This window comes from Kineococcus sp. R86509, from assembly GCF_042466365.1.
In the GTDB taxonomy this organism is placed as follows: Bacteria; Actinomycetota; Actinomycetes; order Actinomycetales; family Kineococcaceae; genus Kineococcus.
This window is the reverse complement of record NZ_JAXHCE010000001.1, coordinates 977,735-1,004,547: the sequence shown is the minus strand read 5'-3', so window position 1 is coordinate 1,004,547 and position 26,813 is coordinate 977,735. Positions and strand designations below refer to the sequence as shown.

21 protein-coding genes and 1 riboswitch are annotated in these 26,813 nt (G+C 71.1%); of the genes, 14 read left to right on the top strand and 7 right to left on the bottom strand.

Going from position 1 to position 26,813, the window contains the following annotated elements; genetic code table 11:
• The first annotated feature begins 9 nt into the window (after positions 1-9).
• Genes SJY07_RS04765 through SJY07_RS04755 form a run of 3 tightly spaced genes read left to right on the top strand, consistent with a single transcriptional unit; the run spans position 10 to position 4,771 of the window.
• The gene (locus SJY07_RS04765) at positions 10-975 is read left to right on the top strand and encodes a sugar ABC transporter permease (RefSeq protein WP_328295389.1); all 966 of its coding nucleotides are present in this window, start codon (positions 10-12) and stop codon (positions 973-975) included.
• Positions 972-1,886, top strand: a complete 915-nt coding sequence (locus tag SJY07_RS04760) for a carbohydrate ABC transporter permease (protein WP_380157356.1) — start codon at positions 972-974, stop codon at positions 1,884-1,886. Before SJY07_RS04765 ends, SJY07_RS04760 begins: the two co-directional genes overlap by 4 nt.
• Positions 1,883-4,771, top strand: coding sequence for a glycoside hydrolase family 2 TIM barrel-domain containing protein (locus SJY07_RS04755; protein ID WP_380157354.1), 2,889 nt, complete (start codon positions 1,883-1,885; stop codon positions 4,769-4,771). Before SJY07_RS04760 ends, SJY07_RS04755 begins: the two co-directional genes overlap by 4 nt.
• A gap of 21 nt (positions 4,772-4,792) precedes the next feature.
• On the opposite strand, the gene SJY07_RS04750 is transcribed toward SJY07_RS04755, so the two are convergent.
• Positions 4,793-5,962, bottom strand: coding sequence for an ROK family protein (locus SJY07_RS04750; RefSeq protein WP_380157353.1), 1,170 nt, complete (start codon positions 5,960-5,962; stop codon positions 4,793-4,795).
• A gap of 259 nt (positions 5,963-6,221) precedes the next feature.
• Here SJY07_RS04750 and SJY07_RS04745 point away from each other — a divergent pair, with 259 nt between their 5' ends.
• Genes SJY07_RS04745 through SJY07_RS04735 form a run of 3 tightly spaced genes read left to right on the top strand, consistent with a single transcriptional unit; the run spans position 6,222 to position 9,521 of the window.
• Positions 6,222-7,172: a carbohydrate ABC transporter permease gene (locus SJY07_RS04745; RefSeq protein WP_380157352.1), complete on the top strand. Its 951-nt coding sequence runs from the start codon at positions 6,222-6,224 to the stop codon at positions 7,170-7,172.
• A 34-nt stretch (positions 7,173-7,206) separates the two neighbouring features.
• On the top strand, positions 7,207-8,148 hold the full coding sequence (locus SJY07_RS04740; RefSeq protein ID WP_380157351.1) for a carbohydrate ABC transporter permease: 942 nt from the start codon (positions 7,207-7,209) through the stop codon (positions 8,146-8,148).
• An 8-nt stretch (positions 8,149-8,156) separates the two neighbouring features.
• The gene (locus SJY07_RS04735) at positions 8,157-9,521 is read left to right on the top strand and encodes an ABC transporter substrate-binding protein (protein WP_380157350.1); all 1,365 of its coding nucleotides are present in this window, start codon (positions 8,157-8,159) and stop codon (positions 9,519-9,521) included.
• On the opposite strand, the gene SJY07_RS04730 is transcribed toward SJY07_RS04735, so the two are convergent.
• Positions 9,499-10,335 carry a helix-turn-helix domain-containing protein gene (locus tag SJY07_RS04730; RefSeq protein WP_380157348.1) on the bottom strand — a complete coding sequence of 279 codons (837 nt, stop codon included), beginning with the start codon at positions 10,333-10,335 and terminating at the stop codon, positions 9,499-9,501. The two genes, SJY07_RS04735 and SJY07_RS04730, sit on opposite strands and share 23 nt — an antisense overlap.
• An 84-nt stretch (positions 10,336-10,419) precedes the next feature.
• Here SJY07_RS04730 and SJY07_RS04725 point away from each other — a divergent pair, with 84 nt between their 5' ends.
• Both SJY07_RS04725 and SJY07_RS04720 read left to right on the top strand, forming a co-directional pair.
• Positions 10,420-11,799 (top strand): alpha-glucosidase/alpha-galactosidase, encoded by a 1,380-nt coding sequence (locus SJY07_RS04725; RefSeq protein WP_380157346.1) that lies wholly within the window; start codon positions 10,420-10,422, stop codon positions 11,797-11,799.
• An 11-nt stretch (positions 11,800-11,810) separates the two neighbouring features.
• Complete coding sequence (locus tag SJY07_RS04720; protein ID WP_380162166.1) at positions 11,811-13,055, top strand: alpha-galactosidase; 1,245 nt, start codon at positions 11,811-11,813, stop codon at positions 13,053-13,055.
• Between the two features lie 90 nt (positions 13,056-13,145).
• On the opposite strand, the gene SJY07_RS04715 is transcribed toward SJY07_RS04720, so the two are convergent.
• From SJY07_RS04715 to SJY07_RS04695, 5 genes are all read right to left on the bottom strand, one after another.
• Positions 13,146-14,309, bottom strand: a complete 1,164-nt coding sequence (locus SJY07_RS04715) for an acyl-CoA dehydrogenase family protein (protein ID WP_380157344.1) — start codon at positions 14,307-14,309, stop codon at positions 13,146-13,148.
• Positions 14,310-14,412: 103 nt separating this feature from the next.
• Entirely contained in the window at positions 14,413-15,759 is a 1,347-nt protein-coding gene (locus tag SJY07_RS04710; protein ID WP_380162164.1) for an LLM class flavin-dependent oxidoreductase, read from the bottom strand.
• A gap of 56 nt (positions 15,760-15,815) precedes the next feature.
• On the bottom strand, positions 15,816-16,634 hold the full coding sequence (locus SJY07_RS04705) for a carbohydrate ABC transporter permease (protein WP_328295398.1): 819 nt from the start codon (positions 16,632-16,634) through the stop codon (positions 15,816-15,818).
• Complete coding sequence (locus SJY07_RS04700; RefSeq protein WP_380157342.1) at positions 16,631-17,593, bottom strand: carbohydrate ABC transporter permease; 963 nt, start codon at positions 17,591-17,593, stop codon at positions 16,631-16,633. Before SJY07_RS04700 ends, SJY07_RS04705 begins: the two co-directional genes overlap by 4 nt.
• Positions 17,590-18,966, bottom strand: coding sequence for an ABC transporter substrate-binding protein (locus SJY07_RS04695; RefSeq protein WP_380157340.1), 1,377 nt, complete (start codon positions 18,964-18,966; stop codon positions 17,590-17,592). The genes SJY07_RS04700 and SJY07_RS04695 overlap by 4 nt, the downstream gene beginning before the upstream one ends.
• Positions 18,967-19,196: 230 nt before the next feature.
• Positions 19,197-19,285: riboswitch (SAM riboswitch) on the bottom strand.
• 382 nt (positions 19,286-19,667) lie between these two features.
• Between SJY07_RS04695 and SJY07_RS04690 the strand changes: the two genes are divergently transcribed.
• The 6 genes from SJY07_RS04690 (at position 19,668) to SJY07_RS04665 (ending at position 26,759) form a co-directional block, all read left to right on the top strand.
• The gene (locus tag SJY07_RS04690) at positions 19,668-22,742 is read left to right on the top strand and encodes an Rne/Rng family ribonuclease (protein ID WP_380157338.1); all 3,075 of its coding nucleotides are present in this window, start codon (positions 19,668-19,670) and stop codon (positions 22,740-22,742) included.
• A 148-nt stretch (positions 22,743-22,890) separates the two neighbouring features.
• On the top strand, positions 22,891-23,202 hold the full coding sequence (gene rplU / locus SJY07_RS04685; RefSeq protein ID WP_380157337.1) for a 50S ribosomal protein L21: 312 nt from the start codon (positions 22,891-22,893) through the stop codon (positions 23,200-23,202).
• 8 nt (positions 23,203-23,210) lie between these two features.
• Positions 23,211-23,468 carry a 50S ribosomal protein L27 gene (rpmA, locus tag SJY07_RS04680; RefSeq protein ID WP_328295402.1) on the top strand — a complete coding sequence of 86 codons (258 nt, stop codon included), beginning with the start codon at positions 23,211-23,213 and terminating at the stop codon, positions 23,466-23,468.
• 159 nt (positions 23,469-23,627) lie between these two features.
• A complete protein-coding gene (gene obgE / locus SJY07_RS04675; RefSeq protein WP_380157335.1) occupies positions 23,628-25,169 on the top strand; it encodes a GTPase ObgE in 1,542 nt (513 codons plus the stop codon).
• Complete coding sequence (proB, locus tag SJY07_RS04670) at positions 25,166-26,314, top strand: glutamate 5-kinase (protein WP_380157333.1); 1,149 nt, start codon at positions 25,166-25,168, stop codon at positions 26,312-26,314. Before obgE ends, proB begins: the two co-directional genes overlap by 4 nt.
• A gap of 43 nt (positions 26,315-26,357) precedes the next feature.
• A complete protein-coding gene (locus tag SJY07_RS04665) occupies positions 26,358-26,759 on the top strand; it encodes a hypothetical protein (protein WP_328295405.1) in 402 nt (133 codons plus the stop codon).
• Positions 26,760-26,813: the final 54 nt, after the last annotated feature.

Below are 26,813 nucleotides of genomic sequence, written 5' to 3'. Positions count from 1 at the left end.
GAGCGTTCCGTGTCGTCTCCCGACCTGCCGCTCGTCGCCCCGCAGACGGCGCACCCCGCGCCGACTGCGGGGTCGCACCACGGCACCGGCAAGAACCAGCGCGTCAAGCGGCTCAGCGGCTTCGACCGCATCGCCGTCATCCTCATGGTGGCGATCCCGACCCTGATCGTCGTCGGCCTGATCTGGCTCCCCGCGATCTCCTCGGTCTTCCTGTCCTTCACCAACTGGAACGGGATCGGGTCGCTCGCCGACGTCAAGATCATCGGCGTGGAGAACTACACCAACGTCTTCACGAACTACCCGCCCTTCAAGCCGGCGATCGAGCACAACCTGATCTGGCTCGTCGTGATGTTCGTGGTGGCGACCCCGCTGGGCATCCTCTTCGCGGTCCTCATCGACAAGGACCTCAAGGGCAGCCGGTTCTACCAGACCGCGCTGTACCTGCCGGTCGTGCTGTCGCTGGCGCTCGTCGGGTTCATCTGGCAGCTCATGTACTCCCGGGACCAGGGCCTCATCAACGCGGTCCTCGGGACGCAGGTCGACTTCTACGGCGACCCGAAGTGGAACCTGTGGGCAGCGCTCTTCGCGACCTGCTGGAAGCAGGTCGGCTACGTGATGCTGCTGTACTTGGCCGGCCTCAAGGGGGTCGACGCCTCGCTCAAGGAGGCGGCGCAGATGGACGGCGCCAACCAGGTCCAGACGTTCTTCCGGATCGTCTTCCCGGTCATGCGTCCCATCAACATCATCGTGCTCGTCATCACCGTCATCGAGTCCCTGCGCGCCTTCGACCTGGTGTGGGTCATCAACCAGGGCCGCAACGGACTGGAACTGATCGCCACGCTGGTCACCGCGAACATCGTCGGTGAGGCGAGCCGCATCGGCTTCGGATCGGCGCTGGCGACGATCATGCTGTTGATCTCGCTGGTCTTCATCAGCATCTACCTGGCGGTCGTCATGCGAGAGGAAGAACGATGAGCTCCACCACCGTGCCTCGGGTCCGCGGCCGGGCCGCGGACGTCCCGAAGGTGCCGCACAAGGTGCCGCCGGCCCGGATCGTGCTGTACGTCTTCCTCATCGCCGCGTCGGTGCTCTGGCTCTTCCCGCTGCTGTGGGCGGTCTTCAACTCCTTCCGCGACTACGGGTACACCCAGGCGCACGGCTACGCCTCCTTCGGCGGGTTCACGATCCAGAACTACGTGAACGCCTGGCAGCAGGGCGACTTCGGGCAGCACTTCCTGAACTCGGTCATCATCACGGTGCCCTCCGTGGTGCTGGCCCTGTTCCTGGCCTCGATGGTCGCGTTCGTGGTGGCCCGGTTCAACTTCAAGTTCAACCTGGCCCTGCTGGGGCTGTTCACCGCCGCGAACCTGCTCCCGCCGCAGGCGCTGCTGATCCCGCTGTTCCGCCTGTTCAAGGCGATCCAGGTCCCGTACTGGTTCAGCTACTCCGGGACGCTGCTGGACAGCTACTGGGCGCTGATCATCGTCAACACCGCGTTCCAGACGGGGTTCTGCGCCTTCGTGCTCAGCAACTACATGAAGACGCTGCCCTACGAGCTCTACGAAGCCGCTCAGGTCGACGGCCTGAGCGTCTTCAAGCAGTACTGGCAGATCACCCTGCCGCTGTGCCGCCCGGCGCTGGCGGCCCTCGCGGTGCTCGAGATCACCTGGATCTACAACGAGTTCTTCTGGGCGACGGTGCTGCTGCAGTCGGGGGACAAGTTCCCGATCACCAGCTCGCTGAACAACCTCAAGGGCCAGTTCTTCACCGACTACAACCTGCTGTCGGCCGGCTCGGTGCTGGTCGCGCTGCCGGTGCTCGTCGTGTTCTTCGCACTGCAGAAGCAGTTCGTCTCCGGTCTGACGCTGGGAGCCACCAAGGGATGAGCCACTGGTTCGAGGACTTCACGCCCGCGCGGGGGAACCTCCCCGCGCGGGCGTGGGTGCGTTCCGACGCACCCACGCTGTCGCTGAACGGCGGCTGGCGGTTCCGCTACGCCGAGCGCGCGGACACCCCGGCCGACCTCGCCGACCCGGCGCTGGACGACGCGGCCTGGGACGAGATCACCGTTCCCGGGCACTGGCAGCTGCAGGGCTGGGGTGAACCCGCCTACACGAACATCGTCTACCCGTTCCCCGTCGAGCCGCCCTTCGTGCCCGACGAGAACCCGACCGGGGACCACCGACGCACCTTTGTGCTGCCCGACGGGTTCACCGCCGGCGCCCCCCGCGTGGTCCTGCGCTTCGACGGGGTCGACTCCGCGTTCACCGTGTGGGTCGACGGGACCGAGGTCGGCCGCTCCGTCGGCTCCCGCCTCCCGGTGGAGTTCGACGTCACCGACGCCCTGGGCAGCTCTGACGAGCACGTCCTCGCGGTGCGGGTGCACCAGTGGTCCGCGGCGAGCTACGTCGAGGACCAGGACATGTGGTGGCTGTCGGGGATCTTCCGCGACGTCACCCTCCTGGCCCGTCCCCTCGACGGCGTCGAGGACGTCTTCGTCCACGCCGGTTACGACCACACCACGGGTGCGGGGACGCTGCGGGTCGACACCCCTTCGGCGGCGCGGCTGCTCGTGCCCGAACTGGGCGTCGACGTCGCCACGAACGAGGACGTCACCCTCGAGCGCGTCGAGCCCTGGTCCGCGGAGGTGCCCCGGCTCTACGCCGCCGAGGTCGTCTCGGCGGGGGAGCGGGTCCGGCTGCGCATCGGCTTCCGCACCGTCGCCGTGCTCGACGGCGTGTTCACGGTCAACGGCGCCCCGGTCAAGCTGCGCGGGGTGAACCGCCACGAGGTCTCCGCCGACCGCGGTCGCGCCGTCACCCCGGCCGAGATGCTGGCCGACGTCCTGCTCATGAAGCAGCACAACGTGAACGCCGTCCGTACCAGCCACTACCCGCCCCACCCCGCGTTCCTGGACCTGTGCGACGAGCACGGCCTCTGGGTCGTCGACGAGTGCGACCTGGAGACCCACGGCTTCTGGCTGCTGGACTGGCGGGACAACCCCTCCGACGACCCGCGCTGGCGCGAGGCCCTGCTGGACCGGATGCGGCGCACCGTCGAGCGGGACAAGAACCACGCGAGCATCGTGCTCTGGTCGCTGGGCAACGAGAGCGGGACCGGGCAGAACCTGGCCGCCATGTCGGCCTGGACGAAGGACCGCGACCCGTCCCGCCTCGTCCACTACGAACACGACTGGGCCGTCCCCTACGCCGACGTCTACTCCCGCATGTACGCGAGCCACGCCGAGGTCGCCGACATCGCCACCCGGAGCGAGGAGGCCCTGCCGGACGCGGCGGCGGACGCCCGGCGACGGGCCATGCCCTTCGTGCAGTGCGAGTACGCCCACGCCATGGGCAACGGTCCGGGCGGGCTCGTCGAGTACCAGGACCTCTTCGAGAGCTCCGAGCGGTGCATGGGCGGTTTCGTCTGGGAGTGGATCGACCACGGTCTGCGCCAGCAGGGCCCGGACGGCCGGGAACGCTTCGCCTACGGCGGCGACTTCGGGGAACCCCTGCACGACGGCGCCTTCGTCGCCGACGGTCTGGTCTTCCCCGACCGCACCCCGTCCCCGGGCCTGCTCGACTACGCCGCCGTCATCGCCCAGGTGCGGTTGCGACCCGAGGGGACGCGGCTGCGGTTGACCAACCACTACGACGTGGTCGACCTCGCCCACGTCCGCCTGCGGTGGAGCGTCGCCGACGAGGGGATCGAGGTCGCCGACGGTGACCTGCCCACCCCCGACCTGGCCCCGCGCGCCTCGGTGTTGCTCGACCTCCCCGCGGAGGTCCGGCAGCTCCCCCCGGCCGTGGGTGAACGCTGGTTCACCGTCGTCGCCGAGCTCGTGGACGAGACCGGCTGGGCGCCGGCGGGTCACGTGCTGGGACGGGGACAGGTGCAGCTGGTGGAGGCCGCGCTGCCGAAGAACCCGGCCGCGATCGCCCCGGTCCGCCGGGGACCGGACCTGCTGGTCGGGCCGGCCGTCCTCGACGCCCGGACCGGGACGTTGCGGGCCCTGGGCGGGCTCCCGGTGGAGACCCTCGAACTGTCGGTGTGGCGCGCCCCCACCGACAACGACCGCGGGGAGCACGGGGAACCCCTGGAACCCACCTGGCGCACCCTCGGTCTGCACCGGCTGCGGCACCGCACGGTCTCCGTCGCCGTGTTCGAGCGCGACGTCGTCGTGACCGGGCGTTCCGCTCCGGCGGGCACGGACACGGGGTTCGCGACGACCTGGCGGTGGAGCGACGTCGGGGGAGCCGTCCGGCTCGAGGTCGACGTGACCCCCGAGACCCCGGGTGGGCTGTCGGTCCCGTTGCCGCGGCTGGGAATCCGGTTGGCGCTGCCGCGCACGCTGCGGCGGTTGGACTGGTTCGGCCGTGGTCCCGGCGAGGCCTACCCGGACACCGGGTCGGCGACGTGGACCGGGAGGTTCTCGCGGTCGGTGGAGGAGTTGCAGACCCCCTACGTCCGTCCGCAGGAGAACGGCCAGCGGGCCGACGTGCGGTGGGCGGTCCTGACCGCCGCCGACGGTTCGGGTCTGCGGGTCCGCGCGGAACCCACGATCGGGGTGACGGTGCGGCCGTGGAGCACCGAGACCCTCGACGCCGCGACGCACACCTCGGCGCTGGACGACGAAGGCCGGATCTGGTTGCACCTCGACCAGGCCCAGCAGGGGATCGGGACGGGTTCCTGCGGGCCGGGTGCGCTGCCGGCCTACCGGCTCCAGGCGCAGCCGACGCGGTTCGTGCTCACCTTCGAACCGGTGGTCTGAAGGCTGCGGTCCGGACGTCCGTCAGCGGCGTGAGCCGAGGACGAACGTCCGGATCGCGGTCACGGCCGCACCCCGGGCCCACTCCGCGAAACCCGTGAGCTGCACGTCGACCACGAGGTCCGAGGCCAGCCGGCTGCGGCCCTGCGCGATCCCGTCGTGCAGGGCCGCCCGGCCGACCTCGGCGAGGCGCGCGTTCTCGCCCGAGATGACGATCCTCTCGGGCATGGTGAAGTTCCCCACCGCCGCCACCAGCACTCCCAGTGCCCTGGCCGCGTCGTCGACGACCCTGCGGGCCAACGGTTCTCCGGCGTCCGCGAGGTCGAGGAGTTCCTCGACGGTGATCTCCCGGCGCATCGCCAGTCCGGCCCTGGTCGTCAGGGCGCCGGTGGTCAGCACGGCGTCCGCGCACCCGGCGTGGCCCTCCGGGCACAACGGTCCGTGCGGGTCGAGGGGGTGGTGGCCCAGGAGCCCGACGCCGGCGTCGGGACGGTCGATCACGCGACCGCCCACGACCAGTCCGTACCCGATCCCGACCCCGACCACCACGACGGCGAAGTGGTCGCAGCGGTCGGCGGTCCCGAACCACTGCTCCGCCCGGGTCAGCGACATGACGTCGTTGTCGACGACGACGGGCAACCCGAGTTCGGCTTCCAGGGCCGCCCCGAACGGGACGTCCTCCCACCCCAGGTAGCGCGCGCTGTCGACGGTGCCGTCGGCGACGATCCGGCCGCCGAGACCGACGCCCACGGCGCGCACCTGTCCCGGGTCCGTCCGGGCGAGGTGGCGCACCAGGTCCGCGACGACCGCGACGACCGCGGCCGGCTCCCGGTCGACGAGCACCGCCTCGCGGGTCGCGACGACCCCTGCCCGCAGCGTCGTCAGGACCGCGTAGGCCGTGTCCGCCGTGAGCTTCACCCCGACGAAGCGGTGCGTCGACGCGTCGACGTCCAGGGGCCGGGTGAGCCGTCCGGACACCGGGTCGCAGACGTCGCGGCTCTCCACGAGCAGTCCCGAGTCCAGCAGGGGCTTGGAGAGGCGGGTCAGGCTGCCCGCCGACAGCTCCAGGCGTCGGGCCAGTTCGCTGCGGGTCAGCGGGCCGTCCAGCAGGACCTCGAGGGCGATGCTGTGGGCCGCGCCCGTCAGCGGGGTCCAGGCCGACTGCGGCGGGGCGACACCGGGGTCCAAGGTCACGAGACCACCTTCGCACCGGTCGGGAGAACTGGGAGGGGAACGGATGCACCGTAGTCGACTATTGCGACGGAAGGCAGGTGCTCAGGTTGCGGTGCGATCACGGTCTGAGTCTGCTCTGCACGGCTTGTTGACGGTTCGCTGACTTTTGCCGTAGAACTCGGTGCACGCTCACAGCCTGGCCCCACGACGACGTGACCACGGAGACACAGTGCATCCCACCCCGCTCGGTCCACCCGCTCCCCTCGAAGGGGTCTGACCCATGGCCACCACGAGCAGAGCCGCTCGCACCCGCAACGCGAAGCTCTCCCCGGGCGGCACCGGCCTGCGCCCCGACGTCAACGGCGGTCCCCGGGAGCGGTGGACGGCCCTCGCCTTCATCGCCCCCGCGCTGCTCGGCTTCGTCGTCTTCTACTTCTGGCCGACCCTGCGCGGCATCTACCTGAGCTTCACCCGCTTCGACGTGTTCAACGCCCCGGTGTTCGTGGGGCTGGACAACTACCGCGAGGTCTTCTCCGACGCCACGTTCTGGAACGCCATGAAGGTGACCGTCGAGTACGTCCTCATCAACATCGTCACCCAGACCGTGCTGGCCCTCCTGCTGGCGGTCCTGCTGCACCGGCTGACGCGCTCCATCCTGGTGCGCAGCATCGTCGTGCTGCCCTACCTGATCTCCAACGTCGTCGTCGCCCTCGTCTTCTACTGGATGCTCGACGCGCAGATCGGCATCACCAACCAGGTCCTCGGCTGGCTGGGCCTGGACGCCGTCCCGTTCTTCGGCGACCAGAACTGGGCCATCCCCACCATCGCCCTGGTCAACACCTGGCGCCACCTCGGCTACACCGCGCTGCTGCTCTTCGCCGGGATGCTGATGATCCCCGGCGACGTCTACGAGGCCGGCCGCGTCGACGGCGCCTCCGAGTGGAAGATGTTCTGGCGCATCACCCTGCCGCTGCTGCGCCCGATCCTCGCCCTGGTGCTGGTCATCACCGTCATCGGCTCGTTCCAGGCCTTCGACACCGTCGCGGTCACCACCTCGGGCGGACCGGCCGACGCGACGCGGGTCATCCAGTACTACATCTTCGACCTGGCCTTCCAGCGCTACCGGTTCGGCTACGCCTCGGCGGTCTCCGTCGTGCTCTTCCTCATCCTCGCCGTCGTCGCGTTCGTCCAGCTCCGGCTGATGCGCGCCGACGAGTCCGACGTCGCCTGAGCGACCCCGCAGCTACCAGGAGGCGACACCGGTCATGGCCACCACCGCAACGACGTTCGACGAGGCCCTCGCGGTCTCCCCACCCACCCCCGCCCGCCGCGGCCGGCGCAGCCCCGGGCGGATCCTCGCCTGGGTCCTGCTCGGCCTGATCATGGCGGTGACGCTCTTCCCGTTCTACTGGATGCTGCGCACCGCGTTCTCCAACGGCGCCTACCTCGCGACCGAACCCTCCAACCTGCTCCCGGTCGAGTCCACCTTCGGGGCGTTCAAGCGCGTCCTCGGGCTCGCCTCGACGGCCGAGGCGCAGGCGCAGGCCGGGTCGGGCGCGTCGGTCAACCTGGGCCGGAACCTGCTGAACTCCGTCATCGTGTCCACGTTCATCACCGCGGGGCAGGTCTTCTTCGGCGCGATGGCCGCCTACGCGTTCTCGCGGTTGAAGTGGCCGGGGCGCAACGCGGTCTTCTTCCTCTTCCTCACCGCGCTCATGGTCCCGCCGATCTTCACCCAGCTCCCGAACTTCCTGCTCATGCGCAACCTCGGCCTGCTCAACAGCTACGCGGCGATCATCCTGCCGTTCTTCTTCATGACCCCGTTCGCCATCTTCTTCCTCCGCCAGTTCTTCCTGGGGATCCCGAAGGAGGTCGAGGAGGCCGCCCGCCTCGACGGCGCCGGCGCGATCGGGCGGTTCACCCGGGTCATCCTGCCGATGGCCTCCGGGCCGCTGGTGACGCTGACGATCCTGCAGTACATCCAGGCCTGGGGTGAGTACTTCTGGCCGCTGCTGGTGGCCAGCGATCCGGCGCACCGTACCCTGCAGGTCGCCCTCGGCATCTTCAAGTCCCAGACCCCGCAGGGGGCTCCGGACTGGGCGGGTCTGATGGCCGCCACGCTGCTGGCCGCCCTGCCCGTCATCGTCCTGTTCGCCGTGTTCAGCCGGAAGGTCGTCAACTCCATCGGCTTCTCGGGCATCAAGTGAGGAACGTCGTGACTTCCACCAAGAAGATCCGCAGCGCGATCGCCTTCGCCGGTGCCGCCCTCCTGCTGTCCGCCTGTGGCAGCTACGGGGTCGATCCCGGTGCCGACGCCGAGACCGGAACGGTCAACTACTGGCTGTGGGAGTCGGCCCAGCTGCCCGCCTACCAGCAGTGCGCCGCCGACTTCCAGGCCCAGAACCCCGACATCGACATCAAGATCGAGCAGTTCGGCTGGGACGACTACTGGAACAAGCTGTTCACCGGTTTCGTGGGCAACTCCGCCCCCGACGTGTTCGCCGACCACACCTCGCGCTACGGGGAGTTCGCCGAGCGCGGGCTCATCGTGCCCATCGACGACCAGGTCGCCGCCTCGGACGTCGACCTCGGTGACTACGTCGCCGGGACGACGGACCTGTGGCTCGGTCCGGACGGCAAGCGGTACGGCCTGCCCAAGGACTTCGACACCGTCGGCATCTTCTACAACGAGGACATGACCGAGGCCGCCGGGGTCACCACGGACCAGATGAAGAACCTGACCTGGAACCCCGACGACGGGGGGACCTACGAGAAGACCATCGCCCACCTCACCGTGGACGAGAACGGGGTCCGCGGCGACGAACCCGGTTTCGACAAGTCCAAGGTCAAGACCTACGGCCTCGGCCTGGGGTCCTCCGGCGCGCCCTTCGGCCAGGTCGAGTGGTCCTACCTGGCCATGACGACCGGGTGGACGTACATGGACAAGAAGGCCTGGGGGACGAAGTTCAACTACGACGACCCCCGCTTCCAGGCCACCTACGCCTGGTGGAAGGGCCTCATCGACAAGGGCTACATGCCCCCGCTGGCCTTCACCGAGGGTGGCTCGCCCGACCAGCAGATGCAGGCCGGCAAGTACGCCATGGTGACCGAGGGGTCCTGGAACACGGCGAACTACGGCGCGCTGGAAGGTGTGCACCTGCAGCTGGCGCCCACCCCGGTCGGGCCGGACGGCAAGCGGGCGGCCATGCAGAACTCCCTCGCCGACTCGATCTCCACCTCCTCGAAGGTCAAGGGCGCGGCGTGGAAGTGGGTCCGCTACCTCGCCTCGGAGGACTGCCAGTCCGTCGTCGCGAAGGCCGGGGTCGTCATGCCGGCCATCGCCGACACCGTCGAGACCTCGACGGCCGCGCTGAGCAAGACGGGCTTCGACATCAGCGCCTTCACCGACCAGATCGACCAGGGCACGACGTTCCCGTACCCGGCCGTCCTCCAGGGCGCCGAGATCCAGAGCATCATGAGTTCGGCGATGGACAACGTCATGGCCGGGGCCGACGTGTCGAGCCTCACTGCCGCCAACACCAAGCTCGACGCGCTCTTCACGGCGAAACCGACGAAGTGACGGCGCGGGTGGCGCGGTAGGCGCCGGGGGAGCAGCCGCAGGCGCGCGCGAAGTGCGCGTACAGGCTGCTCCCCGAGCCGAAACCCGCGGCGTGCGCGACGGCGGCCGTCGTCAGGGAGGTCGTCAGCAGCAGTCGCTGCGCTTCAGCGATGCGGTGGCGCAGCAGCTGGTCGCCCAGGGTGACGCCGGTGGAGCGCCGGAACAACGTCGTCGCGTAGTTCGGGTTGAGGTTCGCCGCCCGGGCGATGTCGGCGGGGGAGATCGCCTCCCGGAAGTTCTCGGCGGTGTAGCGGGCCATCAGTGCGACGGGGCGCAGCGCGGACCGTGGCCGGTCGGCGGGGGTGGGGATCGGTTCCCGGTGTCCCAGGATCCTCAGCACCAGAGCGTTCGCCTCGAGCAGGAGCATGGCCGTGTCCGCCCCGGCGTCGAGGTCCCGCCGCCAGGTCTCGAACTGCGCCTCGACGTGCGTCCCGACGGCCGCCGTCGGCACGACGACGGTGCCGTGGGACATGACGACGGTCGAGAAGGCCTCGGGCAGTGCCCAGCGCAGGGCCGCCGCGAGCGGTAGGTGGATCCAGCAGATGTCGCTCTCCTGCGACCGATCCGCCCCGATCAACCGGTGGGGCGCCGCGGCCCAGAACAGGGCGGTGTGCCCTTCGGGGACGAGCACCCGCTCACCCCCCAGGAGGTACTCCAGCGATCCACGCAGCGCGACGTTGATCTCCAGGTCGTCGTGACGGTGGAACTCCCGCATCGGTGGTGCGGAACCGCGGTGCACCCAGAGGGCGGGTTCCTGGACGTCCGGGGTGTTCACAGACCCGAGCGTAGCTGAGGATCCTGGAACCACTGCGGTGACTTCTTGAAGGCCGTCGACCGGTCCGCGGCCTAGGATCGAGCCATGTCCTCGACGCAGAGCCCCAAGATCACCATCATCGGCGCTGGTGGTTTCGTCTTCCCCTTCCGCCTCATCGGCGACCTCGTGAGCTTCCCGGCCCTGCGTTCGGCGCAGTTGTGCCTGATGGACGTGAACCCCGACAAGCTGGCCCCCGTCGCCGACGCGGCGCGCAAGCTCGTCGCCCACCACGGGTTCGACACCGAGGTCGTCGAGACCACCGACCGCCGGACCGCCCTCGACGGTGCCGACTTCGTCATCATCACCTTCCAGGTCGGGGGCGTGGAGTCCTACGAGCACGACGTGCTCATCCCGCGCAAGTACGGCATCGACCAGACCGTCGGTGACACCGTCGGGCCCGGCGGGGTGTTCCGCTTCCTGCGTTCGGTCCCCGCCTACGCGGCGATCGCCGCCGACGCGCGCGAGGTCTGCCCGGACGCGGTGTTCATCAACTACGCGAACCCGATGGCGATGGCCACCGCCTACCTCAACGCCCAGGGCCTGAAGACCGTCGGCCTCTGCCACAGCGTCCAGGGCACGACCCGCATGCTGGCCCGCACCCTCGGCGTCCCCTACGACGAGGTGAACTTCCTCTCGGCCGGCATCAACCACCAGGCCTGGATCCTGAGGTTCCGCCACGGCACCGAGGACCTCTACCCGCGACTGCGCGAGGTGATGAACCAGAAGCACGTCGTCGGCCGGGCGGCCGCCGAACTCGCCGGCGACGACGGCGACCACAGCGAGGCCGCCGCCTCCGCCAGCACCTACGAGGGTGGCAACGAGCAGGTGCGCACGACCATCATGAACTCGTTCGGCTACTTCGAGACCGAGTCCAGCCACCACGCCTCGGAGTACCTGCCGTACTTCCGCAAGAACGCGGAGATGATCCGCGAGTACATCCCCGAGCGCTGGGACTACTACGAGATCTGCGTCAACCACGACGACCAGGGCGACATCGACACCCAGCTCGAGAAGCTCAAGGCCGACCTCGCCCCGAGCGTCGAGTACGGCGCGTCGATCGTGAACTCCGTCGTCACCGGTGTCCCCAGCGTCGTCTACGGCAACGTCCCCAACGCCACCGGCGTGATCTCGAACCTGCCCGCCGACGCGTGCGTCGAGGTCCCCTGCCTCGTCGACGAGAACGGGGTCCAGCCGACGGCCATCGGGGAACTGCCGCTGCAGCTGGCGGCGCTGAACCGGACCAACGTCAACGTGCAGACCCTCGCCGTCCGCGCCGCGCTCACCGGCGACGTCGAGAACGTCCACCACGCGGTCGCGATGGACCCGCTGACCGCGGCGCTGCTGACGCTGGAGCAGATCCGGGCCATGACCGACGAACTGCTCGCCGCGCACGCGGACCGGCTGCCGGAGGCGCTGCGCCCGTGAGCCGTCCACCGATGGGCTGGAACAGCTGGGACTGCTACGGCACGACCGTGACCGAGGAGGAGGTGCTCGCCAACGCCCGCTTCATGGCCGAGCACCTCCTGGAGTTCGGCTGGGACACCGTCGTCGTCGACATCGACTGGTCCGACCCGACGGCCCGCGCACACGGGTACAACGACGGGGCGCCGCTCTGCCTCGATGAGCTCGGCCGGCTGGTGCCGGACCCGGGCCGCTTCCCGTCCGCCGCGGGTGGGGAGGGGTTCGCTCCGCTGGCCGAGCAGGTGCACGCCCTCGGCCTGAAGTTCGGGATCCACGTCATGCGCGGGATCCCGCGCTCGGCGCCCGGGGTGGACGAGGTGGCCGACCGGACCAACGTGTGCGAGTGGAACCCCGACATGTTCGGCCTCGACCACACGAACCCGGGTGCTCAGGCCTACTACGACTCGGTCCTGAGCCTCTACGCGCAGTGGGGCGTCGACTTCCTCAAGGTCGACGACATGCTCTGGCCCTACCAGGCCGTCGACATCGAGGCCTTCGCCGCCGCCATCCGGCGCTGCGGGCGGCCGATGGAACTCAGCCTGTCGCCCGGACGTGACCTCTCCCTGTCGCGGTTGGGGCACCTGCGCGAGCACGCCACGATGTGGCGGATCTGCGACGACCTGTGGGACCGGTGGGAGGACGTCGAGGCGAACTTCGCCCGGTTCGCGCGCTGGGCTCCGCACGCGGGGCCGCAGGGGTGGCCGGACGGCGACATGCTCCCGCTCGGTCGGGTGGGGATCCGCGCCGAACGGGGGGAACCCCGGCACGACCGGTTGACGCCGGCCGAACGCAGGACCCTCATGACGTTGTGGGTGGTGGCCCGGTCCCCGTTGATGATCGGTGGTGACCTGCCGACCTCGGACCCGGCGACGATCGCGTTGTTCACCAACCCCGACGTGCTCGCCGTCCTGTCCTCCACGGGGAACCGCGAGGTGTTCCGGGAGGGACCGCTGGTGCTCTGGACGTCGCAGGGGGAGGACGTCGGCTACGTCGCCGCGTTCAACCTGGGGGCGGAGCCCCTGGAGGTCGCCCTCGACAGCCAGAACGTCGACCTGCCCGCGCGACTCGGCACCGTCGAGGAGTTGTGGACGGGGACACCCGTCCCGACGGTGCCCGTGACGGCGCAGGAGAACTCGACCCGCGGCGTCGCGCCCGGCGGCACCGCGATCCCCGTCGTGCTCGCACCGCACGGTGCCGTGCTCTTGCGCCACACCCCCTGACCCCCCACCCCGGAGGGCGGAAACAACACTTTCCGCCCTCCGGGGAGGCGTTCGAGGGCGGAAAGTGTTGTTTCCGCGGGGGGAGAGGCGTCAGGTGTAGAGCGAGAAGGCCGGGTGGGCGCCGGTGAGGAAGTGGTCGCCGACCTCGCGGGCCTTGTACTGCACGGGGTCGTGCAGGGTGTGGGTGCGGACGTTGCGCCAGAACCGGTCGAACCCGAACCGGTTCGCCGACGCCCGGGCCCCGGTCACCTCGAAGATCGCCGACGTCGCCTCCAGGGCCAGGTCGGAGGACACGACCTTGAGGGCCGCGATCTCCTCTGCGACCTCGCCGCGTTCGGCCCAGGTCAGGTCCCCGCCGCGCTCGTGCGCCTGCGACAGCGAGTCACCGACGCTGCGGCCCAGGGCCTCCGCCGCTCGCAGCCGGGCCACGAGCCGCCCGTACGTGGCGAGCACGTAGGGGTCCTCGACGGCCTTCTGCACGTCGGAGAGCAGCCACGGCCGTGACGACGTGCGGGTGTACTCCGCGGCGGCCTCCAAGGCCCCCCGGGTGACCCCGAGGTAGAAGTGCCCGAACGCGGCCTGGATCGCGGGCGTGACCAGCGACCCGAACGCCCCGCTCGTCGAGGCCGAGCCGAGGACCGCGTCGGGTTCGACGCGGACGTCGTCGAAGCGCACCGAACCCGACGCGGACAGCCGCTGACCGAGGTTGTCCCAGTCGCCCCCCTTGACGAAACCCTCGGCCTCGCGGGGGACGACGACCAGCAGGTCCTCCCCGGTGTCGGTCAGGCCACCCACCACCGTGACGTCACCGACGCTCGCGCCGGTGGAGAAGTTCTTCGTGCCCCGCAACCGGTACCCGTCCCCGTCGCGGACGAGCTGCAGGTCCGGGTCGACGGGGTTCACCGAGTCGCCCCACAACCACTGGTTCTCGGCCGTGGGCACACCCCAGCGGCGCCGGCCCGCGTCGTCGGCGACCCAGACGAGGTTGTGCGCGTTGACGTAGTGGTAGGCGAGCAGCTGCGCGATCGAGCCGTCGGCCCGGGCGATCTCGCGGACCACCTCGAGCGCGACCGACCACGGCAGGCCGGCCCCGCCGATCGTCGCGGGCAGCAGCACGTTCGGCAGGCCCGCCTTGCGCAGCAGTTCGGCCTCGGCGAACGGTTCGGCGTTCGCCCGGTCACGCTCGAGCGCGTCGAGGGCGAGGTGGTTCGCGACGTCGCGGGCGGCGTCGAGGACCTGGTTCCTGGTGGTCATGGTTCTCCTCACACCCACCCGTTCGCGGGTGGGAAGACGTCGAGCAGGGCGGAGAGGTTCGAGGACACCGACGCCGCGGCGGAGTCGGCGGCGACGGGGGCCGTCACCGCGGCACCCGGGAGACCTTGTACGACGCCGCCGGGTGGTCGTCGCGCACGTGGACCTGACCCTTGCCGTAGATCGTCTCGCGCAGCGTCTCCCCCTCGTAGTCGCTGGGGTAGACGCCACGGCGTTGCAGCTCGGGGACGATGAACTCGACGATGTCCTCGAACGTGCCCGGGGTGACGGCGTAGGCGCAGTTGAACCCGTCGACGTCACCGACCTCGATCCAGCGCTGCAGTTCGTCCGCGACGGTGGTGGGGGAGCCGACGATCACGGCCCCCATCCCCCCGATCCCCACCCAGTTCGCGATGTCGCGGGGCGTCCACTTCCGGTCCGGGTCGGCGGTGGAGAACGCCTCGACGGCGCTGCGGACGGCTTCCGTCTCGGCGTACTCCAGCGGCTCGTCCGGCGGGTAGCTCGAGAGGTCCAGCCCGCTCCAGCCGCCGTAGAGGTTCAGGGCGCCGTCGTAGCTGACGTACTGCGCGTAGTCCTCGTACTTCGCCCGCGCCTCCTCGTCGGTGGCCGCGGTGATGATCGTGACGAGCGTGAACACCTTGACGCTACGCGGGTCGCGACCGGCCTGCGCGGCCGAGGCCCGGAGCCGGTCGACCCAGGGGCACATGACCTCGGGACGCGTGGCGGTGTTGAAGATGGCCTCCCCGTGCCGGGCCGCGAACGCGATCCCCCGCGGGGAGGCACCGGCCTGGAAGATGACCGGCGTGCGCTGCGGGGACGGCGCGGTGAGCCCGATGCCGGGGACGTCGAAGAACCGGCCGTGGTGCTCGATCGGGTGGACCTTCGCCGGGTCGGTGAACACCCCCGCCTCCGCGTCGCGGACGACGGCGTCGTCCTCCCAGGAGCCCTCCCACAACTTGTAGACGACCTCCATGAACTCCTCGCCGAGCTCGTAGCGGTCGTCGTGGGTGATCTGGGTGGAGAGGCCGAGGTTCCTCGCGGCGGACTCGAGGTAGCTGGTCACGACGTTCCAGCCGACGCGACCGTTGGTGTAGTGGTCCAGCGTCGCCATCTTCCGGGCGAAGGAGTACGGCTGTTCGTAGGTCAGCGAGACGGTGACCCCGAACCCGAGGTGCTCGGTGACCGCACCCATCGCCGACACCGCGAGCAGCGGGTCGCCCACGGGGACCTGCGTCGACTCGCGCAGCGCCGTCTCGGGACCCTGCTGGTAGACGTCGTAGATCCCGAGGACGTCGGCGATGAAGAGCGAGTCGAACCTCCCGCGCTCCAGCAGCTTCGCGAGGTCGGTCCAGTAGCGGATGTCGTCGAAGCGGTGCGACTCGTCGGCCGGGTGCCTCCACAACCCGGGGGACTGGTGACCGACGCAGGTCATGTCGAAGGCGTTCAGGTGGATCCTGCGGTCGGTCACGGACGTCTCCTCGAACTCGGTCACTTGACGGCCCCGGCGGACAACCCACCGACGAGCCACTTCTGGGCCACCACCGCGAGCACGTACATCGGGATGATCCCGACGAGCGACGCCGCGGCCTGCTGGCCGAACTGCACCGTGCGGTCACCCTGGAACAGCGACAACCCGACCGGCAGGGTCTGGCTGGAGGTGCTCTGCGAGAACGACACGGCGAAGAGGAACTCGTTGTAGGACAGGAACAGGCAGATCAGCAGGGCGGCGACGAGTCCGGGCGCCAGCAGCGGCAGCACCAGGTGCCACAGCCCCCTCGTCGTGGACAGGCCGTCGACCCAGCCGGCCTCCTCGACCTCCAGCGGGATGCGCCGCACGAAACCGTCGAGCAACCACACGGCGACGGGGACGTTGGCCAGGCCGTTGACCAGGACCAGCCCGATCGCGGAGTTCGTCAGGTCCGCCTGCTTGAGCAGGTAGTACAGCGGCAGGACCGCCACGATCGGCGGGGCGCAGTAGCTGGCCAGCAGCACCGTCTGCAGACGCTCACCGCGCGCCCCGGCCCGGGCGGTCACGTAGGCGGCGGGTACCGCGACGATCGAGGTGAGCAGCGTCGCCCCGATCGCGACGACCCACGAGTTCGCGAGCATCGTCGAGAGCGGGACCGTCGCGAAGGCCTTGCTGAAGTTCGACCACACGAAGTTCGTCGGCAGCCAGCCGCCGTTGGCGATGTCGTCCACGCTGCGCAGCGACAGCGAGACCATGAACAGCATCGGCAGCAGCGCCACGAACGCGACGGCCGCCAGGATCACGCGCAGACCGCTGCGGCGCAGCACGGCGCCGGTCACCGGTCGGCCTTCACGGCACGCGAACGCACCAGCGTCACCACGGTGGTGAGGACCCCGACGACCAGGCCGAAGACCAGCGTCTCGGCGGCGGCCGTCCCGATCTCGTAGCTGCCGCGCATGCCCGTCCGGAAGATCTCGAAGCTGCTGACGATGGTGGAGACCCCCGGCCCGCCCTGGGTCACCACGGTCACCAGGTCGAAGACCTTCAACCCGATGACGAGTTCCAGCAGCAGGACCGAGAGGACGTTGGGGGCGACGACCGGCCAGACCACCGAGGTGAACGTGCGGAACGCACCGGCGCCGTCGAGGGACGCCGCCTCGCGGAGTTCCTCGGGGACCCCCAGCAGGGCCGCGAAGACCAGCAGGGTCACCAGGGGCGTCCACTGCCAGACGTGCATGACGATCAACGCGGCGAAGGCTCCCACGCTGTCGCCCAACGGGTTCGCGCCGGGGAAGCCGATCGCCGAGAACAACCCGCCGAACGCGCCCCCGACGGGGGCGAGCATGAGCTTCCAGGCCACCCCGACCATGACGGGCGGCGTGACCAGGGGCAGCAGGAGGATCGTCCCGACGGCGCCGAACCGGGTTCCCCGCGCGTGCAGCAACAGGGCGAGGAGGATCCCGAGGCCCGTCGCGACCAGGGCGGCCACGACGGCGAAGACCACGGAGCGGACCAGCGAGCCCGCGAACGCCAGCGACTCCCAGGCGTCGACGAAGTTGTCGAGACCCGTGAAGTGCTGCAGGGGTTTGCCCAGCGACGACTTCGTGAAGGCCAACGCCACGACGAACACCGTCGGGTAGACCAGCATGAGCGCCAGCCCCGCGAGGCTGGGCGCGGCCAGCCACGTCGAGACGTGCCCCGGCCGGTGGCGGCCGGGGACCGCGCGCCGGGCGGCAGGATCGCGGCGACCCCGCCGCGGCCCGGGCACGGTGCGCTGCCCGTCCAGGAGCTGGCTCATCCGAGTTCCTTCTCCCAGCTCTCAGCGGCCTTGTCGAGCGCGGCCTGCGGTTCCGTGGACCCCTGGATGGCGAGCGCCAGCTGGTCGACGAGGTCCTGCAGCGCCTTCGGCGCACCGGCCCGGCTCGGCCAGGCCAGCGGGTCACCGTCGAGACCCTCGCGGATGACGTCGGTCGCGATGCCCGCGGCCGTGGCGTAGTCGGTGGAGTCCAGGACGGTCTTGCGCGCCGGGTCGATCCCGGAACCCGCGGTGGAGGCGAGCAGCAGGTTGTTCTCCTGGTTCGTCGCCCACTTCACGAAGGCGGCGGACTTGTCGATCTGCTGGGAGGCGCTCGAGACGCCCAGGCCGAACCCGGCGTCCAGCGCGGTGCGCGCGGTCGTGTTCTTCCCGCCCACGGGGAGCGTGACCACGCCCCACTTGTCGACGATCTTCGAGCCGGCCGGGTCCTGCGCCTTCAGCCCGAGGTCGGTCCAGGTGTCGAGCATCGCGCCCTGACCGGAGAGGAAGGCGGAGTTGGCCTGGTCGAAGCCGGTCTGCAGCGGTGTCGGGAGGGCCGCGGGGGAGACGTCGATGAGGTGCTGCAGCGCGGCCAGCCCCTCCGCCCCGTGGAACGCGGCCTTGCCGTCGGAGCCGACGAGCGTGCCGCCGTAGCCGGCGAGGCGGTTGATGAAGGAGCAGCCCAGGATCATCGGGACCTGCTGACCCTCGACGATCGCGCCGTAGACGCTGCCGCCGGAGTCCTGGGTGATCTTCGCGGCGACCGCGTCGTAGTCGTCCCAGGTCGTGGGCGGTTCGACGCCGTACTTCTCGAAGACCTCGGTGTTGTAGTAGAGGACGTGGGTGTCGCCGTCGAAGGGCAGGCCGTAGCGCTTGCCGTCGATCAGGGTGTACGGGTCGTAGATCGAGGGCAGGAAGTCGTCGGTCGCGATGTCGGTGTTCGCGCCGATCCAGTCCGTGAGGTCGACCAGGGCGCCGGCGTCGACGAGCTGGCCGAGGCCGAAGTAGAAGTAGTCGAAGACGTCGAACTCCCCGTCGCCGCCCTGCACGTCCAGGATCTGCTTGCTCGTGAGCTGGTCGTAGGGGATCGCCGTGACCTCGAGCTTCCCGCCGAACTCCGCCGCGAACTTCTTGCCGAGCAGGTCCGTGAAGGCCAGCACGTGCGGCTGGTTCACCATCAGCTTGATCGTCGCCCCCTTGAGGTCGACGGCCTTCCCGGCGCTCAGGCCCGAGGAGGTGCTCTCGTCACCGCAGGCGGCCAGCGTGCCGGTGCCGGCGAGCGTGCCGAGACCGAGAGCCCCGGAGAGGACCCGCCGACGGGACGCGAGGAGTCGGGAGGTGCTGGCGGGCAGGAGGGTGCGACGGGGCGCGGACATGGGTGTGCTCCGGGGGGTAGGCGGACGGTGACCGTCCGTCGGGGTGCGCGAGGGCGCGGGGGAGGAGGTCGAGCGAGGTGCTGCGGGGATGCGGCGGCGGTGCTCAGACCGCGCGCGGCGTCCCCCGGCGCATCGGAGCGCCCTGGCGACACGCCGTGGAGGCGGCGCGCGAGAAGTCGACGTGGAAGCGCCGGGTCAGGGTCGAGCGGGTACGGCTGATCACGCTGTTTCCTCCATCGCCCTGGCGGGAGCACCTGCCGCTGCGCGGTGGTTGCTGTGGCGTCGTCGAGCCAGGTCTCTCGGCCACTCTGGATGGTGTTGATCGGAGACTAGCGGACCGCCGGCCCCCTTGGCGACGGTTGCCGCGGACGGCCCGGACCCGTCCTGGCGAGCTGTGCGACACTGACGGTGGTCGAGCGTTCCCTACACCGGGCGCCCGGCCCGCTGTCGAGACCGTCGCCCTGCGCGCGGGCTCCGGGGAGCGCCGCGGTCCAGTGGAAGGACCTCGCAGGCGCCCCGGGCCACACGCCGGACGTCGACCGCCGGCGGCACGGACGGAGCACGCGAAGAGCGCGAACCCGTCGGTGCACACAGAGGACTTCCGTCGGGTGCGGGACGACCCACCCGGCGATTCCGACCAGGACGCTCGCGCGGCCGTGGGTTCACCGGTGGAGCGGGCGCCGCGGGCGAGCGGAGCACCCGTGAGCACCACACCCGAAGAGAACGACGCAGCAGCAGCCGAGGGCGCGGCGACGACGCGGCCCCGCCGGCGCCGTGCCGCGAGTCGACCCGCCGGTCCGCCGGCCCACGTCGACGTGTCCGGCGAGACCAGCGCCGCGGCCGAGCCCGCCACCCCCGCCACCCCCGCTGTGGCGGAACCGACGCCCGATCCCGTCGTGGCGGCGGAGCCGGAGCCCGTCGTGGCCCCGGCACCCGAGCCTGTCGTGGAGACCGAGGCGCCGCCGCGTCGTCGTGCGCGTCGGGCGACCCGCAAGGTCGCGACCCCGGCCGAGGTGGCCGCCGAACCCGTTGTCGCCGAACCCGTCGTGGAGCCCGTCGTGGAACCCGTGGCGGAGGTGACCCCCCAGGTCGAGGTCACCCCGGAACCCACCCCCGAGCCCGCCGTCGAACCGGCCGCCGTGGAGACCACTGCGGAGGCCCCCGCCGAGGCCCCGGCCGCGGCCCCCGCCCGTCGTCGTCGCAGCCGCAAGACGGCCGTCGCGCCCGTGGTGCCGGCCGTCCCCGTCGAGGAGGAGCCCGTCGAGGCCGCTGCGCTCGCGCAGGACGTCCCGGTGGAGGAAGCCCCCGTCGAGGCCCCCGTCACCCCGGTGGCGGAGGACCCCGACCTCATGGACGACCCGGTCCTGCTGCGAGCCGCCGGGTTCGCCCAGGGACGACGGGCCCCCAGCGAGGGTGAGCGTGCCGCCGACGCGGCCGCCCGCGCCACCGCCCTCTTCTTCCAGGCCCCCGTCGACGAGGAGCCCGTGCGTCGCAGCCGTCGCGCCTCCGCACCCGCCGGCCCGCCCCCCGTCAGCGACCAGGACACCTTCGCCTTCGACGGCGAGGAGGACGGCGAGTCCGACGTCGAGGTGGACGACGCCCTCGACCGGACCGGTGACGAGGACGACCAGATCGATGACCAGGGTGACGCGGGCGACGACGACCACGACGACGACGACGACGGTGGTGCGCCGCGTCGGCGTCGCCGCCGCGGTGGCCGCGGTCGCCGCAGCCGCACCCCCGTCGACGGTGACGTCGAGGACGAGTCGGGCGAGACCGGCGCGGACGACGAGGACGTCGCCGAGACCGACTCCGGGGACCAGACCGAGGACCCCGAGGACGAGACCGAGCAGGACGACGACGGCGAGGAGTCGAACGGGTCCTCGCGCCGCCGTCGTCGCCGTCGCCGTCGCAGCGGTTCCGCGGAGTCCGAGGACGTCTCGCCCGACGACCCGCCGAACACCGTCACCCGGGTCCGGGAACCGCGTCGTCCCCGTGCCGCGGTCACGACCGGTGGCACCGGCGAGGACGAGATCACCGCGCTCAAGGGTTCGACGCGTCTCGAGGCGAAGAAGGTGCGCCGCCGCGAGGGCCGCGAGCAGGGCCGCAAGCGCACGATCCTCACCGAGGCCGAGTTCCTGGCCCGCCGCGAGTCCGTCGAACGCGTGATGGTCGTGCGTCAGCAGGACGACAAGACCCAGATCGGCGTCCTCGAGGACGGGATCCTCGTCGAGCACTACGGCGCGAAGTCCGCGCAGACCACGATGGTCGGCAACGTGTACCTGGGCCGCGTGCAGAACGTGCTGCCCAGCATGGAGGCCGCGTTCATCGACGTCGGCAAGGGCCGCAACGCCGTGCTGTACGCCGGTGAGGTCAACTGGGACGCCGCCGGGCTCGAGGGGCAGCCGCGCCGGATCGAGGCGGCGCTGAAGTCCGGCGACTCCGTCCTGGTCCAGGTCACCAAGGACCCGGTCGGGCACAAGGGTGCGCGACTCACCAGCCAGGTCTCGCTGCCCGGTCGCTACCTCGTCTACGTCCCCCGCGGGTCGATGACGGGCATCTCCCGCAAGCTGCCCGACACCGAGCGCGCGCGGTTGAAGAAGGTCCTCAAGCAGGTCGTCCCGGAGGGGGCCGGCGTCATCGTGCGCACGGCCGCCGAGGGTGTGGCCGAGGAGGAGCTGGCCGCGGACGTGCAGCGGTTGCAGGCCACCTGGGAGGCCATCGAGGCCAAGGCGTCCAGCAAGAACTCGCCGATCCTGCTGCACGGCGAGCCGGACCTCACCGTCCGTGTCGTGCGCGACGTCTTCAACGAGGACTTCACCCAGCTCGTCGTGTCCGGGGACGAGGCGTGGGAGACGGTGCGCGACTACGTCGACGACGTGGCCCCCGACCTCGCTGACCGGCTCGTGCGCTGGGAGGGGAGCGAGGACGTCTTCGCCCACCACCGCATCGACGAGCAGCTGCAGAAGGCGCTGGGCCGCAAGGTCTGGCTGCCCTCGGGCGGTTCCCTGGTCATCGACCCGACGGAGGCCATGCACGTGGTCGACGTCAACACCGGGAAGTTCACCGGTGTCGGCGGGACCCTCGAGGAGACCGTCACCCGCAACAACCTCGAGGCCGCGGAGGAGATCGTCCGTCAGCTCCGGCTGCGCGACATCGGCGGGATCATCGTCATCGACTTCATCGACATGGTCCTCGAGTCCAACCGCGACCTCGTGCTGCGCCGCCTCATCGAGTGCCTGGGCCGGGACCGGACCAAGCACCAGGTGGCCGAGGTGACCTCGCTCGGGCTGGTCCAGATGACGCGCAAGCGGACCGGACAGGGCCTCGCGGCGGTCCTCGAGGAGCTCGACGCCGCCGCCGACGCGAACCCCGCCCCGCAGCCGACGCCCACGGGTTCCTCGAGCTCCTCCAGCGGTTCCTCCGGCCCCTTCTCCAACGGCTCCTCCGGCGCCTCCTCGAACGGTGGGGGCAACGGCGGTTCCGGTGGCAACGGGGGCAGCACGAAGTCCCGCTCGCGCCGTGGTCGGGGCCGGGACAAGGGGGCCGAGGGGGAGACGGAGAACGGCCGTCCCGCCGGCGACGCCCCCTCGGTCGAGGGATCCTCCTCGAACGGCTCCGCCCCGCGCGGGGAGTCCGAGCAGGACGCCCCCCGGGAGCCCGCCAAGGACTCCGCGGTCCTCGCCGCGATCGCGGCCGTGGCCGCGGCCGCCCGCCACAAGGAGCGCGAGGAGCGCGAGGGGTCCGCCCCGGGCGCCTCGTCCGCGGGCGACTGAACGACTCGGCCGGCCGTTCGCGGCCAGCCGTTTTGACCCATGGGACGGCGTTCCGTACGCTTGACCCTTGGTGCGCCATCGTGCGCGAGCCACAGACCGTCCATCGGTCTGCTGGCCTTCCAGTTGTGACGAGAGAAACGGGTTCGTTGTGGTGTACGCCATCGTCCGCGCCGGCGGCCGGCAGGAGAAGGTCTCGGTCGGCGACGTGCTGACCATCGACCGTGTCCCCGTGGCCAACGGGGAGACGCTGCAACTGCAGCCCCTTCTCCTCGTCGACGGTGAGACCGTGACTCACGAGGCTTCGGCTCTCGCGGGTGTCAAGGTCGTCGCCGAGGTGGTCGAGGAGGCCAAGGGCCCCAAGATCACCATCCTGAAGTACAAGAACAAGACCGGGTACCGCAAGCGTCAGGGCCACCGCCAGCCGCTGACCCGCGTCAAGATCACCAGCATCGGGGAGTGAGCTGACTCATGGCACACAAGAAGGGCGCGAGCTCCTCGCGCAACGGTCGTGACTCCAACGCCCAGCGCCTCGGCGTCAAGCGCTTCGGCGGTCAGGTCGTCCTCGCGGGCGAGATCATCGTCCGCCAGCGCGGCACCCACTTCCACCCCGGTGCGGGTGTGGGCCGTGGCGGCGACGACACGCTGTTCGCTCTGATCCCCGGCGCCGTCGAGTTCGGCACGCGTCGTGGCCGCAAGGTCATCAACATCGTCGCAGCCGGCGTGTGACGTACCACCAGTCGTGAACGCGGAGGGGCGGACCGGAGCGATCCGGTCCGCCCCTCCGTGCGTCAGCCCCCGCAACCGTGGAGCCGGCACCCAGCGCCGGAGATCGAGCTGGGACTACCTGCAAGATCACCATCGCTGGGCTACGAGAGGCTTTCAACCATGTCCACCCACTTCGTCGACCGCGTCGTCGTCCACGCGTCCGGCGGTGACGGCGGCAACGGGTGCGCCTCGGTCCACCGCGAGAAGTTCAAGCCGCTCGGCGGCCCCGACGGCGGCAACGGCGGCAAGGGCGGGGACGTGATCCTCGAGGTCGACCCGCAGGTGACGACCCTCCTCGAGCTCCAGCGCCGGCCGCACCGCAGCGCGCCCGACGGCCGCTTCGGGATGGGCAGCCACCGCAACGGCGCCGAGGGCGACGACCTCGTCATCGGCGTCCCCGAGGGCACCATCGTGCGTTCGGCCAAGGGCGAGATCCTCGCCGACATGGTCGGCTACGGAACCCGTTTCGTGGCCGCTCCCGGTGGACGCGGTGGTCTGGGCAACGCGGCGCTGGCCTCCGCCAAGCGCAAGGCGCCCGGTTTCGCCCTCCTCGGTGAGCCCGGTGAGGTCCTCGACCTGCACCTGGAGGTCAAGACCCTCGCCGACGTCGCGCTCGTCGGGTTCCCTAGCGCCGGCAAGTCCAGCCTGGTGGCGGCGTTGTCCGCGGCCCGGCCCAAGATCGCCGACTACCCCTTCACCACGCTCGTCCCCAACCTCGGTGTCGTCGAGGCCGGTTCCACCCGCTACACCATCGCCGACGTCCCCGGGTTGATCCCCGGCGCCAGCGAGGGCCGCGGGCTGGGCCTGGACTTCCTGCGCCACGTCGAGCGCTGCGTCGCCCTGGTCCACGTCCTCGACGGCGCGAACCTCGAGAGCGACCGCGACCCGGTCAGCGACCTCGAGGCGATCGAGAAGGAGTTGGCCGCCTACCCCGTCGACGACGGCACGGTCCCGTTGCAGGACCGTCCGCGGATCATCGTGATCAACAAGGCCGACGTGCCCGACGCGCGGGACATGGCCGAGATCGTCCGCGCCGACCTCGAGCAGCGCGGCGCGCCCGTGTTCGTCGTCTCCGCGGTCGCGCACACCGGGCTCCGCGAGCTGTCCTTCGCGATGGCCGAACTCGTCGCCGCGTCGCGAGCCGCTGCGCCGGAAGCGGTCCCGACCCGGATCGTGCTCAACCCGCCCGCGATCAACGACCAGGGCTTCAAGGTCACGCGCGAGGAGTACGGCGACGTCGAGGACCGTCAGGTCCGCTTCCGCGTCCGGGGCGAGAAGCCCCGTCGCTGGGTCCGCCAGACCGACTTCACCAACGACGAGGCCGTCGGCTACCTGGCCGACCGCCTCGCCCGCCTGGGCGTCGAGGACGAGCTGTTCAAGGCCGGGGCGACCCCGGGCGCCGAGGTCATCATCGGCGACGACGCGAACGCCGTCGTCTTCGACTGGGAACCCACGATGATCGCCGGGGCCGAGGTCCTGGGCCAGCGCGGCAGCGACCTGCGCCTGGAGGACCACTCCCGTCCCACCCGTGACGAGAAGCGCGTCCAGGAACGCGAGCGTCGTGCCGCCAAGGCCGAGGCCCGCGGGGAGCTCGAGACCGAACGCCAGGCCGGTCACTGGACCAACGAGGACACCACCAGCGAGGAGTTCTCACAGCAGTGACCACCCCGTCCCCGGTCGCCCGGCGCGAGGACCTCGCGCAGGCCCGGCGCGTCGTCGTCAAGGTCGGCTCGTCGTCGCTGACGACGGCGGCCGGGGGACTGGACGCGTCGCGGTTGGACGCGCTCGTGGACGTGCTCGCGCGACGCCGGGTGGAGGGCGGGGACGTCGTCCTCGTCTCCTCCGGCGCCATCGCGGCGGGGTTGGCGCCGCTGGGCCTGCGCAAGCGTCCGCGTGACCTGGCGAGCCAGCAGGCCGCGGCCAGCGTCGGGCAGGGCCTGCTGCTGGCCGAGTACACCCGGGCCTTCGCCCGAGCCGGCCTCACCGTCGGGCAGGTGCTGCTGACGGCCGAGGACGTCGTGCGACGCACCCACTACGGCAACGCCCAGCGCACGCTGGAACGGCTGCTCGGCCTCGGGGTCGTGCCCGTGGTCAACGAGAACGACACCGTCGCGACCCACGAGATCCGCTTCGGCGACAACGACCGGCTCGCGGCGCTCGTCGCCCACCTCGTGCGCGCCGACGCGCTCGTGCTGCTCTCCGACGTCGACGCCCTCTACGATGCCCCGCCCTCGACGCCGGGCGCGCGCCGGATCGCCACGGTCCGCGGCCCCGAGGACCTCTCGGGGGTGACCGTCGGCTCCACCGGGGCCGCGGGCGTCGGGACGGGCGGGATGAGCACGAAGGTCGAGGCCGCCGCGATCGCCGTCGCCGCGGGGGTACCGACGCTGGTGACCTCCGCGACGCTCGCGCACGACGCGCTGAGCGGGGTGGACGTCGGCACCTGGTTCGCGCTGCCCACCGCTCGCCGGGCCCGCCGCAGCACGCGACAGCTCTGGCTCGCGCACGCCGCCGCACCCGCTGGCCGGCTCGTGCTCGACGACGGGGCCGTGCGCGCGGTGCGCGCCAACCGCTCCTCGCTGCTGCCCGCGGGGGTCGTCGGGGTGTCGGGACGCTTCCGCGCGGGGGACCCGGTGGACCTGGTCGACGGAAACGGCCACGCGCTGGCCCGGGGACTGGTGAACTACTCCTCGGAAGAACTGCCGGACATGCTCGGCCGGTCGACGCGCGAGCTCGCCCGGCAGTGGGGCCCGGCCTACGAGCGCGAGGTGGTCCACCGTGACCACCTGGTGCTCCTGGGGCGCTGACCGCGCCCCTGACCGCAGACAGCTTCGAACCGGGGAGCCAGGAGTGGCGCAGACGCCGTTGCCGTTGTGGTCGGTGACCTTGACGGTCGCGGGGGTCGAGACCGACCTGGAGACCCTGCGCAGCGCGCTCGACCGCCTGCTGAGCGAGCACCCGTTCCTCTCCAGCGTGCGCTACAGCAGCACGAGGGTGGAACTGCGCTACTGGGACGAGGCCCGCGACGTCGACGACGCCGCCGCGATGGCCCTGCGGTTGTGGCCCGAGCACCGCGCGAGCGCCGGGCTGCCGTGCTGGTCGGTGGTGGGTGTCGAGGTCGTCGACCGCGCGACCGTGGAGCACCGGGTCGACCAGCAGGCGGAACGCCGGCGCCACGGGGTCGGCGGCGGGGGAGTGCCCACCCGCCGCGTGCGGACCCTCGACCTGATCGGCGACATCGCTCCCTGGTGAGGTCCCTGGCCTCGCCGGCGAAGGATCGTTGAACGATCTGCGGGGCACGCGTAG